This window comes from Oerskovia sp. NPDC056781 (assembly GCF_042789955.1).
Taxonomy (GTDB): domain Bacteria; phylum Actinomycetota; class Actinomycetes; order Actinomycetales; family Cellulomonadaceae; genus Oerskovia; species Oerskovia rustica.
In genome coordinates this window covers 1-13,773 of sequence record NZ_JBHUAD010000100.1, presented here as the reverse complement: position 1 = coordinate 13,773, position 13,773 = coordinate 1, and the positions used below count along the sequence as shown (strand labels likewise).

12 protein-coding genes are annotated in these 13,773 nt (G+C 72.2%); 1 reads left to right on the top strand and 11 read right to left on the bottom strand.

What is annotated here, in order from left to right:
- Positions 1-52: 52 nt before the first annotated feature.
- From ACFRCR_RS10540 to fdxA, 3 genes are all read right to left on the bottom strand, one after another.
- A complete protein-coding gene (locus ACFRCR_RS10540) occupies positions 53-1,351 on the bottom strand; it encodes a citrate synthase (RefSeq protein WP_191794409.1) in 1,299 nt (432 codons plus the stop codon).
- Between the two features lie 268 nt (positions 1,352-1,619).
- A complete protein-coding gene (dapC, locus tag ACFRCR_RS10535) occupies positions 1,620-2,756 on the bottom strand; it encodes a succinyldiaminopimelate transaminase (RefSeq protein WP_377677345.1) in 1,137 nt (378 codons plus the stop codon).
- Positions 2,757-2,772: 16 nt separating this feature from the next.
- A complete protein-coding gene (fdxA, locus tag ACFRCR_RS10530; RefSeq protein ID WP_056764260.1) occupies positions 2,773-3,090 on the bottom strand; it encodes a ferredoxin in 318 nt (105 codons plus the stop codon).
- Between the two features lie 92 nt (positions 3,091-3,182).
- Between fdxA and ACFRCR_RS10525 the strand changes: the two genes are divergently transcribed.
- Complete coding sequence (locus ACFRCR_RS10525; protein ID WP_377677344.1) at positions 3,183-3,512, top strand: DUF6725 family protein; 330 nt, start codon at positions 3,183-3,185, stop codon at positions 3,510-3,512.
- Between the two features lie 5 nt (positions 3,513-3,517).
- On the opposite strand, the gene ACFRCR_RS10520 is transcribed toward ACFRCR_RS10525, so the two are convergent.
- The 8 genes from ACFRCR_RS10520 to typA form a co-directional block, all read right to left on the bottom strand.
- Positions 3,518-3,919: a RidA family protein gene (locus tag ACFRCR_RS10520; protein WP_377677342.1), complete on the bottom strand. Its 402-nt coding sequence runs from the start codon at positions 3,917-3,919 to the stop codon at positions 3,518-3,520.
- A gap of 94 nt (positions 3,920-4,013) precedes the next feature.
- On the bottom strand, positions 4,014-5,120 hold the full coding sequence (locus tag ACFRCR_RS10515) for a prephenate dehydrogenase (RefSeq protein WP_377677341.1): 1,107 nt from the start codon (positions 5,118-5,120) through the stop codon (positions 4,014-4,016).
- Positions 5,117-6,118, bottom strand: a complete 1,002-nt coding sequence (locus ACFRCR_RS10510) for a prephenate dehydratase (protein ID WP_377677340.1) — start codon at positions 6,116-6,118, stop codon at positions 5,117-5,119. Before ACFRCR_RS10510 ends, ACFRCR_RS10515 begins: the two co-directional genes overlap by 4 nt.
- On the bottom strand, positions 6,115-7,002 hold the full coding sequence (locus tag ACFRCR_RS10505; protein WP_336706360.1) for a hypothetical protein: 888 nt from the start codon (positions 7,000-7,002) through the stop codon (positions 6,115-6,117). The genes ACFRCR_RS10510 and ACFRCR_RS10505 overlap by 4 nt, the downstream gene beginning before the upstream one ends.
- A 232-nt stretch (positions 7,003-7,234) precedes the next feature.
- Positions 7,235-9,928 carry a VanW family protein gene (locus tag ACFRCR_RS10500; protein WP_377677337.1) on the bottom strand — a complete coding sequence of 898 codons (2,694 nt, stop codon included), beginning with the start codon at positions 9,926-9,928 and terminating at the stop codon, positions 7,235-7,237.
- Positions 9,929-10,009: 81 nt separating this feature from the next.
- Positions 10,010-10,471 carry a DUF6113 family protein gene (locus ACFRCR_RS10495; protein WP_377677335.1) on the bottom strand — a complete coding sequence of 154 codons (462 nt, stop codon included), beginning with the start codon at positions 10,469-10,471 and terminating at the stop codon, positions 10,010-10,012.
- Positions 10,468-11,562 (bottom strand): PIG-L family deacetylase, encoded by a 1,095-nt coding sequence (locus tag ACFRCR_RS10490; RefSeq protein ID WP_377677334.1) that lies wholly within the window; start codon positions 11,560-11,562, stop codon positions 10,468-10,470. The genes ACFRCR_RS10495 and ACFRCR_RS10490 overlap by 4 nt, the downstream gene beginning before the upstream one ends.
- Positions 11,563-11,661: 99 nt before the next feature.
- The gene (typA, locus tag ACFRCR_RS10485) at positions 11,662-13,572 is read right to left on the bottom strand and encodes a translational GTPase TypA (protein WP_138823809.1); all 1,911 of its coding nucleotides are present in this window, start codon (positions 13,570-13,572) and stop codon (positions 11,662-11,664) included.
- Positions 13,573-13,773: the final 201 nt, after the last annotated feature.

Genomic DNA, 13,773 nt, shown 5'->3' with positions numbered 1-13,773 from the left:
GGCCCCGCACCGTGAGGTGCGAGGCGCCGTCGGGCGGGACGCGTGGTCGAGGTCAGCGACCGTCGACCGGCACGTACGGGCGCTCGGTCGCACCCGTGTACACCTGGCGCGGGCGCCCGATCTTGGTCTGGGGATCCTTCATCATCTCGCGCCACTGCGCGATCCAGCCGGGCATGCGGCCCAGCGCGAACAGCGGCGTGAACATGGCCGGGGAGAAGCCCATGGCCTTGTAGATCAGGCCGGTGTAGAAGTCGACGTTCGGGTAGAGCTTGCGCTCGATGAAGTAGTCGTCGTTGAGCGCGATCTCCTCGAGACGCAGCGCGATGTCGAGGAGCTCGTCCTTCTTGCCGAGGGTCGAGAGGACCGCGTCTGCCTTGGCCTTGACGATCGCGGCGCGCGGGTCGTAGTTCTTGTAGACCCGGTGCCCGAAGCCCATGAGCCGGACGCCGTCCTCCTTGTCCTTCACCTTCTTCATGAAGGTGTCGACGTCGAAGTCGCTGTGCTGGATCTTGTCCAGCATCGACAGGACGGCCTCGTTCGCGCCACCGTGCAGCGGGCCCGAGAGGGCGTTGACCCCGGCAGCGACCGAGGCGTAGAGGTTCGCGTGGCTCGAGCCCACGACGCGGACCGTCGAGGTCGAGCAGTTCTGCTCGTGGTCCGCGTGCAGGATGAGGAGCTTGTCGAGCGCGTCGACCACGGTCGGGTCGGACTCGTACTTCTCGTAGGGCGTCGCGAAGGTCATGCGCAGGAAGTCGTCGACGTAACCGCGCGAGTAGTCCGGGTACAGAAGCGGCTCGCCCACGGCCCGGCGGTGGAGGTAGGACGTGATGGTCCGCGTCTTGGCCAGGAGCAGGACCGTCGCGAGCTCGACGGTGTCGTCGTCGAACGGGTCGAGCGAGTCGGGGTAGAACGTCGACAGCGCGTTGATGGCCGAGGAGAGCACGGCCATGGGGTGCGCGTTGCGGGGGAACGTCCCCATGAACGTCCGGAAGTCCTCGTGCACCAGGGTGTGGCGGTTGACGCGCTCGACGAACGCGTCGAGCGTGGGCCCGTCGGGGAGCTCTCCGTGGATCAGGAGGTAGGCGACCTCGAGGAACGTCGACTTCTCGGCGAGCTGGTCGATCGGGTAGCCGCGGTAGCGCAGGATGCCCGCGTCGCCGTCGATGTACGTGATCTCCGACTCGCACGAGGCGGTGTTCATGAACCCGGGGTCCACGGTGACGAGCCCGGTCGACTTCAGCAACGAGGAGACGACGATGCCGTCGTTGCCCTCGGACGCTGCGACCACGGGCAGGTCCTGGCTCGATTCGTTGACGACGAGCCGAACTGTCGCCTGCTGGGTGGTGGTCATGTCTTCCTTCCTTGCGCGCTGCCGCACCCCCTGCGGGTGGCTGCGCGTGTCTTTCGTGGTGTCGCTGCGAGATCGTCACCTGTCCGGCCCGGGTGGATGGCCGAGAACGTCGGACAGCATTGGCCTGCGTCGACGGTACTCGCTTCACCCACACGTGACCAATCTGGAACGGTCACAAAACCGTCACGCGGGTGTGATGCGGGTCACAGGCGAGAACGTGGAGGGATTGCACCAACATTCTCTCCGTGACCAAGAGGCCGTCGTGCAGCTACCGGCCGGAGAGCCGGGCCGCAGCCTCGTGCACCCTCTCGTCGCTCGCGGTGAGGGCGACCCGCACGTGCCCTGCGGCCGCCGGGCCGTAGAACGCTCCCGGACCCACGAGGATCCCGCGGTCGGCGAGGTCCGCCACGACCGACCAGCAGTCCCCCTGCTCGTCCGCTGCGCCCGCAGGGCGCGACCACAGGTAGAGCCCCGCCTGGGAACCGTCGACCTGCAGCCCGACCTCGGCGAGCGCGGGCAGCAGCACGTCCCGACGGCGCCGGTAGACCTCGCGCTGCGCCGCGACGTGCGCGTCGTCCGTGAGAGCCGCGACCATGGCCGCCTGGACCGGCGCGGGCACGATCATGCCCAGGTGCTTGCGCGTCGTCAGCAGGTCCGCGACGACCGCCGGGTCGCCCGCGACGAACGCGGCCCGGTACCCCGCGAGGTTCGACTGCTTCGACAACGAGTACGCCGCGAGCAGTCCGTGCGTCGAGCCCCCGCTCACACGCGGGTCGAGGATGCTCGGCACCCCCTGGCTCGCGAACGGCTCCTCCCAGGCGAGCTCGGCGTAGCACTCGTCGCTCACGACGAGCGCCCCGATCTCGCGGGCCGCCGCCACGACGCGCGCAAGCTCCTCGACGCCCAGGACCTCCCCCGTCGGGTTTCCGGGCGAGTTGACCCAGACGAGCCGCACGTCGCTGCGCCCGGCCCAGTCCTCGACCCGGTCCGTCGCGAGCGGGGTCGCCCCGGCGAGGCGCGCGCCGACGTCGTACGTCGGGTAGGCCGTGGCGGGGTGCACGACGACGTCCCCCGGTCCCAGCCTCAGCAGCGAGGGCAGCAGACCGACGAGCTCCTTGGAGCCCACCGTGGGCAGGACGGCGTCCGGGTCGAGCCCGGGCACGCCGCGACGGCGGTCGAACCAGCCCACGACGGCCTCACGCAGCGCGGAGGTCCCGTGCGTGGTCGGGTAGCCGTGCGCGTCGCCGGCCGCGGCGAGCGCATCACGGACGACGGCAGGGGTCGGGTCGACCGGCGTGCCGATCGACAGGTCGACGATGCCCCGCGGGTGCGCGCGTGCGCGCTCCGCGTAGGGCGTGAGCGAGTCCCACGGGTAGGCGAGGCCACCCAGGTCGGCGAATCCCATGCTCTGCTGCTCGCGCTCAGGCCTGCGGGGCCAGGGCCGCGATCATCGGGTCGTCCTTCTCGATCATGCCCATCTTCGCCGCACCACCCGGCGAACCCAGGTCGTCGAAGAACTCCACGTTCGCCCGGTAGTAGTCGCTCCACTCCGACGGCACGTCGTCCTCGTAGTAGATCGCCTCCACCGGACACACCGGCTCGCACGCACCACAGTCCACGCACTCGTCCGGATGGATGTACAACGACCGCTTGCCCTCGTAGATGCAGTCCACCGGACACTCCTCGATGCACGCCTTGTCCTTCACGTCCACACAAGGCTGAGCAATCACGTACGTCACGTCGGAGGTTCCCTTTCACCTGCTGCACCGAGCACTTCCCCCTAGTATCGCTCAGGAACGGGGCATCCCGGCCATCGGCGGACGAAGAGAGCGTGAGCACGACCATGAACTCCACCCCGCGCCCGGCGCTCGACCCGCAGTGGGCCACGTGGCCCCCGGGCGCCCGCGTCGTGGTCCGGCGACGGCTCACGCCGGACGAGGCGCGCGCGACCCAGGACCCCGCGACCGGGGAGGGGCAGTCGGTGACCGACGTGATCGGGATCGTCCTGTCGGTCTCCCCCGGCGTCTCGCTCACCCTGCGTACCGACGCGGGCGGCTCGCACGAGTCGGTCGAGGTGACGATCCCCGCCGAGCAGCTCGTGGCCGCCAAGCGGATCCCGCCCCGGCCGCCGCGCAGGCTGCCGCGTCAGCCGGTCGACTGACCGCCTCAGGCGGGGACGACCGCCGCGATCGCGCTCACCTCGATCAGGGCACCGGGCACGCCCAGGCCCGCGACGCGCGCGGCCGTGACGAGCGGCGGCACCCCCGGCCCGGCGAGCCGTGGCGCGATCGCGCCGTAGGCCGCGCCCAGGTCGGCGTCCTCGACCAGCAGCACCGTCCACTGCACGACGTCGGCGAGCGTGGCCCCCGCAGCCTCGAGCGCGACGTTCACGTTGTCGATGGTCCGGACCGACTGCTCCGCGACGTCGTTCGAGACGACCGCCCCCGTGTCGTCGACGCCGTTCTGGCCGCCGACGTAGATGGTCGTGGCGCCCGGAGGGACGATCGCGACATGGCTGAACGCCGGGCTCACGACGAGCCCGGCCGGCTGAATCCGTGTGATCTCCATGACGTCCACGGTTCCACCCGCCACCGACACGCGCGCGGCGTGCGACGTGCGACGTGCGACGTGCCCGTGGTGGGCGCGGCGGGCGCGTGGAGCCCTAGCGCGCGAGCTCCACCAGGTCACCGTGCACCGCGACGACCGCCCACCCCGCGAGGGAGAGCTCGACGAGCTCGGAGAACCACTCCGGTTCTCCGAGGTCGACCGACAACCGCTCCGCCCCGACGGCGTCCGCACCACCCGGCGTCGCCGACCCGCCCGGCGGCAGCGGCGCCGTCGGCGCGGGCCCCGTCGGCAGCGACCCACCAGGCGTCGCGGGCACCACCGCGGCCGCTCCCCGGGGCTGCCACGTCGCCCGGACGTCGTCGGCCCGGTCGAAGAACTCCGTCGTGGCGGCGTTCGCCTCCAGCGCCGTCGCGAGCGCCTCGAGGTCACGCGCCGCGAGCCGCAGGGCCGGAGCGACCCAGCCTGCGTTCTCGGTGAGCATGGCCTCGGTCCGACGCGGGTCCGTCCGACCCACGCGGGTACCGTCCCGGAAGCTCCCCGCGGCCAGCGCCAGCGCCACCTCCCGGACCGGGGCGGCGGACACGAGGTTGAGCAGCTCGATCGCGAACGCGTGCGGGACGTGGCTGATGAGCGCTGCTGCTTCGTCGTGCACGTCGTCGGTCAGCACGAAGGCGCGACCGCCCGCGGCACCCGTCACGAGCGCCAGCACGGTCGCGAGCGGCTCGGGCCGGGTCCTGTCGGTGACCGTGACGGCCCACCGAGCCCCGTCGAGCAGCCCCGCCGACGACGCGGCGAACCCCGACGCCTCGGTCCCCGCCATGGGGTGCGCGCCGACGTACCGGTCCCCCAGGCCGCACCCCTCCAGGACCTCGCGCACCGGCCCCTTGACCGACCCGACGTCCGTGACGACGGTCGTCGCGGGCAGGTGCCGGGCGACCTCGGTCGCCACGGGGCGCATGGCCCGCAACGGGACCGCGAGGACCAGGACCTCCGGGGCCGACGCGCACAGCGACTCGACATCCTCGACCACCCAGATCCCGGAGTCCGCAGCCTGCGCCCGCGTCTCGGCCGAGGAGTCGTACCCCGTGACCGTCACGCCCTGGCGGGCCAGGCGCCGGGCCAGCGACCCGCCGATGAGCCCGAGCCCCAGGACGGCGACCGTCCGGGGGCCGTGGCGGTACGCAGCCTCGTCGCGCCTCACGCCCACAGCAGCCCCCGGTCGAGCTCGTCGGCCCCGGCACCTGCCCGGACCGACCCCACCGGGACGTGGTCGGTGGACAGCGCCTCGTCGAGCTCCCCCCGCGCCGGGAAGACCCCCAGCGTCTTGACCGAGTCCCCCGCCCGGAGCAGCCCGTCGAGGACCTCGCGCACGGCAGGCTCCCAGGGCGCGGCGTCGACCGTCAGGACGAACACGTACTTGCCCTCGAGCGCCTTGAGCGGGCGTGTGATGAGGCTCGACAGGTTCACACCCCCCGCCCCGAACGCCTGCGTGATCCTCGCCAGCACACCGGGCCCCGTGACGTGCGGCGTCAGCGCGAGCATGGTGCGCCACTGGGCGTCCGCCCCAGCCGCACGGGCGGCGGCGAGCGCGACCTGCGCCCGGTCACGACGGACGATCGTCAGGAACCTCGTCCGTGCGCCGCGGAAGTCCTCGACCCCGGCCTCGAGCAGGTCGAGGCCGTACAGCTCGCCGCAGATGGCAGGACCGATCGCGATCTGGTGCTCGGTCGCGTCACGGCACGCCGCAGCGTTGGACGACGCCGGGACAGGGACCGCGCCCGACCGCACCACGAAGTCCTGGCACTGGGCCAGTCCGTGCGGGTGGGCCGTGACCTCGATCAGCTCGCCGTGCCCCGGACGGACGAACGCGTCGAACGTGATCTCCAGGACCACCTCGTCGATCGCGACGACGTCCTCGCTTCCCACGATCGCGTCGAGCGACGGGACCACATACCCCTCGACCGAGTTCTCGATCGCCACGATGCCGTGGTCGAGCTCACCCGAGGCGACCCCCGCGTAGACGTCGGTCACGGTCAGCGCCGGGACGAGCTCGACGTCCGCCCCACCGTCGGTGCCGTCGCCACCCCGGGCGGGCGACGTCGTCGGGCCTGCTCCCGCGGCTGCCTGCGCGCGCACCCACCGGACCGCCGCCTGGTGCGTGAACGTCCCCTCCGGCCCGAGGTAGGCGACCCTGGTCACGAGCCCACGTGCTCCGGCGCCCACTGCGGGGCCAGGGCGTCAGGCCCCGGGACGAACTCCCGGCCCGGGAGGACCGCGAGCACCCGGTGGGCGACGTCGCGCGAGGACAGCTCGGCGATGAGCCCGGTCAGCACCGAGGCGTCGGGGCACGAGAAGGACGAGAAGAAGATGTGCGGGCCCGCCGACGAGCGGTGGCTGCGCAGGTGCTGCATGTCGATCCCGCTCTCCGCGATGACCGAGAGGGTCTGCTGGAGCGAGCCGCGGTGGTCGTCTCGGGGACCGAACGCGAACCAGACCTGCGCCTCGCCCGCGAACTCCGGTGCGGGGCGACGAGCCTCGACCAGGCCGTACCAGATCGGCGCGCCCTCGCTCAGGCGCGCGCTGCCGGGGATCTCCTCCCACCCGGCCGGGATCTCCGAGCGCTCGACGACGAGCGTCCCGCTGGGCCCCGCCAGGGCGATCCTCTCGTCGAGCGCGGTCCGTGACGGGACCAGGCGCGGGTTCGCCCCCAGCGTCCGCAGGACGTGACGGCAGTCGCGCATGCCGGCCTCGTCGACGACGACGCTGCCCGTGGACTGCCCCGGGCGACCGGCCCACACCCACTGCGCGGGGACCGCGACCGCGGACGTGATGACCAGCGACGGCGCCGCGGCCAGCAGCGCACGCTCGAGGTCGTGGGACGGCTGCGCCGGGTGGCCGATGTGCACGACAGCAGCCAGGTCGTCGATGCTCGCGACCGTCGCAAGGGTCGTCGACGTGGACCCCAGGTCCAGCAGGTCGTCCGCCCCCGTGCCCGCGGGCCAGCCGTCCGCGCCGTGCCACTTCGCGATCTGTGCGGCGAGCCGTGCGTGGGCCCCCGACTCGCGTTCACTACGTCCGAGCATCGAGTGTCCTCGCCCCTCTCACGGTGGCCGCGCGTGCGCGGCGCCTGTCAGCGTCCGACGAGCAGTCTAGCGGCGGGCCTCCTGCCGACGGGGAGCACGAGCTCCCCTGAGACGCAAGGGCTCGCCCGCGGCCGTCCCCCGCCCCGGAAGCGACGGAGCGGGCCGAGACCTGTCGGTCCCGACCCGCTCACCTCAGCCCGGCGCGTACCGGCGGAGGTCCGTCACTGCGGGCTCAGGGCCCGCAGACGACCTGGTTGTCCGGCTTGTACGTCCACCGGTCCGACTCCTCCTTGACGACCTTCCCCTCGAGGAGGAGCTTGCGGTACGTCGTGATCGAGAAGCCCGCGTTGCCCTTGGCCTGGGGCACGCAGTCCGGCCCCGAGTGCGTCACCGTGGTCGGCTCGACCACGTTCTGCTTGCCGCTCGAGGACTCCTCCACGGTCCAGTACTTCGTGCTCCAGATCGCCACGTGGAGCTGACCGCCGCCGACCCAGGACTGCATGAGCACACCGTAGGGCGTGTTGTTCTTGAACTTCATGTCGATCGAGCCGACGAAGATCGTCGCCTCACGACCGGCGGGGTAGCGGCTGAACCAGTAGCTGTGCTGGCGGTGCTCGACGTCCTCGAGCCCCGCGTAGAAGCCGGCGTTGTAGGTCGTCGTGGCCATCTGCGACAGACCGCCGCCGATGCCCTCGACGTGCTTGCCGTCCTGGACGATGCCTGCCGAGTAGTAGCCGCCGGCCGCCGTGATCGGGGACAGGGTGTCCGTCAGGGAGAACGTCTCGCCCGGCTTGACCAGGGTGCCGTTGACCTTGCTCGCCCCGACCCTGAGGTTCTCGGTGCGCTGGGCGTCGCTCGTCAGGTTCGTGGAGAACTCGGAGATCTTCTCCTTGACGCCGAGCGCCTCGAGCGCCGCGACCGACTCTGCGGGGTCCGACTGCGTGAGCTCGACCGTCGCCGTCCGCTCGGTGCCGAGGGCGGCCGTCGTGACCGCGGAGCTCAGGGCGACCGGATCGATCGTGGTGCCTGGCTCGCCCCCTTCGATGACGGGCGCTCCGTTGACGAAGACGAACTTCGCGTCCGCTGCCTCGTCGAGCAGGTTGTCGGTCCCCGCGACGACGGCCTCGAGCAGCGTCGGGCCGTCGAAGGTGAGCTGGAGCGCGCCGTCCGTCGGGTTGAAGGCGGCTGCGGACGCAAGGACGTCGGGCGAGAGCTCGGCCTGCTGACCGCCGACCGCGACCGTGACGGGGGCCGAGACGACGCTCTGCGCCTGAGCGAGCGCCGCGTCCGTCTCCTCCTGCGTGACGGCCGGTGCTTCCGGCGTCGTCGGGAGGTCGAGCGGGTCGGAGCCCGTGAGCCAGGAGGTGCTGATGATCTCGATCGACTCGTCCTCGACGATCTCCGCGCCGTCCTGCGCCGGCGTCGCCACGGGCTGCCCGTCCGTGAACACGACGTTGCCGTCGACCGGCTCGAGCGCGAGCCGGGCCTTGAGCTCGGCGACCTGGGCCTCGAGCTTCTTGTCGTCGACCGTCGTCACGGGCTCCTCGTCCGTGCCCCCGAAGACGTGCTTCCAGAGCTGGACGGGACTCATCGAGAACGACGTGAGCTCGTCGGCCGTCGCCTGCGCGTCGAACGCGAGCCCGGCTGCTGCCGGGTCGAGCGTCGTCGTCGAGGCTCCTGCCTGGAGCGTGATCGGCTCGGCAGCGCGTCCCCCGAGCCCCTTCTCGAGCGCAGCCGTGGCCGCCTGCGTGTCGAGGCCTCCCACGGACACCCCTGCCACGGTGGTCTCCGGCGGGACCTTGTCCGAGTAGAACCACTGCGCCCCGGTGTAGAGCCCGCCGAGCACGACGACCCCGATCCCCGCCCACAGCGCCACCTTGGGCAGACGGCTGGGTGCCTTGTCACCGGAGATCCCGTCGAGCGGCGACCCGCCGTCGGTCGGTGCGTCCGGCGCCGCCCCTTCGGGGGCACCGACCGGGGTGAACGCCGACGCGATCGAGGTGCGCGCCGGTGCGGCGGCCGCCTCCTGCGCGGGGGTCGTCGCGGCGCCCGACGTCGCAGCGCTCGTCCACGCCGACGTCGCCGGGGCGAAGGGCGACACGGGAGGCGTCGAGCCTGCCTGCGCAGCGGGCTCGACCGCAGCCGGCTCGACGACGGGGTGCATGACCTGCGTGGACTGGGCGTCCGCGGCGGGCTCGACGTCCGTGGCGGGCGTCGGCGCAGCGGCCGAGACCGGGGCCGAGGGGGTGGGCGTCGGCGCGGCAGGGGTCTCCGCCGCCACCGGCAGGACCGCCGTCCGGTCCTGCGATGCGTCAGGGGTGGAGGCGACCGGCGCGGGTGTCTCGGGCACCTGCTGGACGACGGGGACGGCGACCGGCTCCTCGAACGCGAAGACACGGGGCGAGTACGGCACGTCGTCGTCGTCATCGAAGCTGGGGCGACGGGGCTCGGCGACCGAGGGCGTAGCGACCGGCTCGACTGGCTCAGCCGGGGTCTCCGGCGTCGCAGCGCTCGGGGTGGGCGGCGCGACCGGCGTCTCCGGCGTCGCAGCACTCGGGGCGACCGGCTCGACCGGGGTCTCCGGCGTCTCCGGCGTCGCGGCGCTCGGGGCGACCGGCTCGGCCGGGGTCTCCGGCGTCGCAGCACTCGGGACGTTGGTCGTGACCGCGGGCGACTCCTCGACCAGCCCCGGCGCCGGGTCGATCACCGCAGCGTCGCTCTCCGCAGGCTCGCTCCCGGCCGCCGTGCTGCCGGTGGCGTCGGCACGGTGCTCGCCGGCCTCGGAGGTCGCTGCCGTGACGGACTCCGCCGGGGCACCCGGATCGGTGCTCTCGGGAGGCGTGCCGTCCGTCGGCTGCTCCGGGGTCGACACCTCGTCGTTCGTGCTCGGTTCCTGCGCGTTCTCACGCTCGGTCGGGTGGCCCATCGACTGTCTCCGTGACGGTTCTGGCGCGCGGCGAAGGCCGCGACGAAGGAGGGTGGTGCGGACTGCCCGCGGGGGGCAATTCTATGCGTCCGTACCGATCTGTCCGGTCGGTGTCCGGCGTGAAGATCCGGTGACGATCTGTGCCGCCGGGTGGCTTGCGACGCCAGACCGCAGCGGCTGATCGCTGAACCACGACCACGGCAGGAAGGCGACGATCGCGACGACGGCCATCCCGCCGTAGACCCACACGAGCCCGACGGTCTGGTTCGGGACCAGCAGGTCACCGCCGGGCCCCTCGGACGCGAGGACCTGCACCGCCACGACCCAGCCGATCGCGTAGCCGGCGACTCCCGCCCAACCGGTCCACGCCCGTGCGAGGACCCCCCCGGCGAGGACCGCGAGCAGCGCCACGACGATCCCGACGGGCAGCAGGTGGTCCGTCACCACGACACGGTGCATCACGGTGCCGACGGCTCCCACCACGAGACCGAGCACCACGCACAGCAGCGCGCGCCCGATCGTGCGGGCCCCGGTGTTCTTCACTGTGCCCACGCTACTGGTCCTGTCTGATCATTTCCCGTGAACCTGCGGGGAGGTCCCGCAGACTCCGGGGTCACGGTGTAGAACTCACGTGAAGGAAGGGCGGCGAGGACGTCGTTGCTCAAGGCGTACCACCCGAGGACGCCGTCGGGCGCCTCGGACGGTGACGCATCGCTGCGGGCTGCCACCGGTACGGTCCCGACGTGCTGGACCTGGGTCGCGTGCGCGCGCAGCGCGCCGACCACCGCGTCGAGCACGGGCTTCACCTCGACGACCACGACCTCCTCGAGGTCGTCCTTCGCCACGGGAGGCAGGTCCTCGTGCGGGTCCGGCAGCGTGAGGTCGGGATGCTCGGCGAGCAGGGCACGGACGCCCGGCAGGCCGGCCAGCTCGCGACGAGCGGCTCGCGCCACCGCGGTAGGCACGACGGACTGCCACAGCTCCGGGCCCGGCTCCCGCGCGTCGCCCTCGGGCACTCGTGCGCCGACCGGTGCGACGCCGTCGGGCGTGCCGTGCTCGCCGCCGACGGCCAGCGCGATGGCTCGGAGCGTGATCTCGTGCGCCCGGACGTGGTCCGGGTGCCCGTACCCACCTGACGGCTCGTACGTCACGACGACCCGGGGCCGCCGCTCGCGCAGGACGCGCGCCAGGCGGTGCGCCGCGTCGTCGAGCGGGACGCCGACGAGCGCGCCGTCCGGGAGATCGGCCTCCGCTGCCGCCCGCGCGATGCCGGGCGCGGCCCACGCCATGCCCGAGTCGCGGAAGGCGACGCGTGCGCCGGCGCCCGCGTCCTCGGCGCTCTCGTCGGGCTCGACCTGGTCGAGGAACACGTGGTCGGACACCCCCAGGCTCGCCAGAGCCTCGGCGAGCTCTCCCTCGCGGTGTGCCGCAAGAGCAGGACCGTCACCCTCGAGGTGCGCGAGCTCCGTGCCGATCACCTCGCCCTGCTCGCCCCGCGTGCACGTCACGAGCGTCACGGGCTCACCGGACGCGGCCCACGTCGCCAGCAGCGCGCCGGTCGCGAGGGTCTCGTCGTCGGGATGGGCGTGCACCGCGAGCAGCCCGCCGCGGGGCCGGACCGGCTCGGACCTCATACGTCCTCCAAGGGGGCGGGTAGTGCGGAGCCCGCACCGCCGGTCACGAGGACCGGCGGCACGGGCTGCACGCTCAGCGGTGGTGCCGTCCTGCGGTGATCAGGACTTCTTCGCGCGCGAGAACGCGCGGGCGCGCTCGGTCTGGTCCAGGATGACCTTGCGGATGCGCACGACCTCGGGGGTGACCTCGACGCACTCGTCCTCGCGTGCGAACTCGAGCGACTCCTCGAGCGTCAGGTGCTTCGGGGGCGTGAGGTTCTCGAAGGTGTCGGAAGAGGCTGCACGCATGTTCGTGAGCTTCTTCTCCTTCGTGATGTTGACGTCCATGTCCTCGTTGCGCGAGTTCTCGCCGACGATCATGCCCTCGTAGACCTCCTGCGTGGGGTCGACGAAGAAGGAGCCGCGCTCCTGCAGGTTGATCATCGCGAACGGCGTCACGACACCGGCACGGTCCGCGACGAGCGAGCCGTTGACACGGGTCTCGATGGGGCCGGCCCACGGCTCGTAGCCCTCGGCGATCGAGGACGCGATGCCCGTGCCGCGCGTGTCCGTGAGGAAGCGGGTGCGGAAGCCGATGAGGCCACGCGCCGGGACGACGAACTCCATGCGGACCCAGCCCGTGCCGTGGTTCGACATGGTCTCCATGCGGCCCTTGCGCTGCGCGAGGAGCTGCGTGACGTTGCCCAGGTACTCCTCGGGCACGTCGATCGTCATGCGCTCCATGGGCTCGTGACGCTTGCCGTCGACCTGCTTGGTGACGACCTGCGGCTTGCCCACGGTCAGCTCGAAGCCCTCGCGACGCATCTGCTCGACGAGGATGGCCAGCGCGAGCTCGCCGCGGCCCTGGACCTCCCAGGCGTCAGGACGCTCGGTCGGCAGGACGCGCAGCGACACGTTGCCGATGAGCTCCTTGTCGAGGCGGTCCTTGACCTGGCGGGCCGTGACCTTGTGCCCCTTGCCGCCCTTGCCCGCGAGCGGGGAGGTGTTGATTCCGATCGTCATCGAGATCGCCGGGTCGTCGACCGTGATGAGCGGCAGCGGACGCGGGTCGTCGGGGTCCGTGAGGGTCTCACCGATGGTGATGTCCTCGATGCCGGCGACCGCGACGATCTCGCCCGGGCCCGCCGAGTCGGTGGGCACGCGGGTGAGCGCCTTGGTCTCGAGGAGCTCGGTGATCTTGACGTTCTGCATCGTGCCGTCGGCACGGGCCCACGCCACGGTCTGGCCCTTGTGGATGGTGCCGTTGAAGATGCGCAGCAGCGCGAGGCGGCCGAGGAACGGCGACGCGTCGAGGTTCGTGACGTGAGCCTGGAGCGGCGCGCCCTCCTCGTACGTGGGGGCCGGGATCTTGTCGAGGATGACCTTGAACAGGGGCTCGAGGTTCTCGCTGTCGGGGACCGAGCCGTCGGCGGGCTGCTCCGTCGAGGCGCGCCCCACCTTGGCCGCGGCGTACACGACAGGCATGTCGAGGATCGCGTCGAGGTCGAGGTCGGGGACCTCGTCGGCGAGGTCGCTCGCGAGACCCAGCAGGAGGTCGGTCGCCTCGGCGACGACCTCCTCGATGCGCGAGTCGGGGCGGTCGGTCTTGTTGACCACGAGGATCACGGGCAGCTTGGCGACGAGCGCCTTGCGCAGCACGAAGCGCGTCTGGGGCAGCGGGCCCTCCGAGGCGTCGACGAGGAGCACGACACCGTCGACCATGGACAGGCCGCGCTCGACCTCACCACCGAAGTCGGCGTGGCCCGGGGTGTCGATCACGTTGATCGTGATGCCCTCCGGGTGCCCCGCCTCGACGGCCGCCGGGCCGGCGTAGTGCACGGCGGTGTTCTTCGCGAGGATCGTGATGCCCTTCTCGCGCTCCAGGTCACCGGAGTCCATGGCCCGCTCGTCGACGTGCGCGTGAGCGCCGAAGGCGCCGGACTGGTGCAGCATCGCGTCGACGAGGGTCGTCTTGCCGTGGTCGACGTGGGCGACGATCGCCACGTTGCGCAGGTCAGAGCGCACAGACATACAGAACTCATTTCGGGAGAGGAGCGAGCGACGGAGGATTCCGCCCCGGAGCTGGTGGCCGGCGGACGGGCGCCGCCCGCGCAGAGCACGCGCGCGCCGTCGTCCGGGCACGGCTATCTTACCGGGTGCGAGCCAGTGGGTGGAGAGGGTGCTCCGTCACACCCGTCCCTCGCCCCGCCACAACGCGAGATGCCCGACGAC

What these genes read in the sequence shown, in the direction of transcription:
- ACFRCR_RS10490 (WP_377677334.1), bottom strand. Translation starts at nt 11,562, where the DNA reads ATGAGGTCCGAGCCGGTCCGGCCCCGCGGCGGGCTGCTCGCGGTGCAC.
- ACFRCR_RS10505 (WP_336706360.1), bottom strand. Translation starts at nt 7,002, where the DNA reads ATGCTCGGACGTAGTGAACGCGAGTCGGGGGCCCACGCACGGCTCGCC.
- ACFRCR_RS10500 (WP_377677337.1), bottom strand. Translation starts at nt 9,928, where the DNA reads ATGGGCCACCCGACCGAGCGTGAGAACGCGCAGGAACCGAGCACGAAC.
- ACFRCR_RS10520 (WP_377677342.1), bottom strand. Translation starts at nt 3,919, where the DNA reads ATGGAGATCACACGGATTCAGCCGGCCGGGCTCGTCGTGAGCCCGGCG.
- typA (WP_138823809.1), bottom strand. Translation starts at nt 13,572, where the DNA reads ATGTCTGTGCGCTCTGACCTGCGCAACGTGGCGATCGTCGCCCACGTC.
- dapC (WP_377677345.1), bottom strand. Translation starts at nt 2,756, where the DNA reads ATGGGATTCGCCGACCTGGGTGGCCTCGCCTACCCGTGGGACTCGCTC.
- ACFRCR_RS10540 (WP_191794409.1), bottom strand. Translation starts at nt 1,351, where the DNA reads ATGACCACCACCCAGCAGGCGACAGTTCGGCTCGTCGTCAACGAATCG.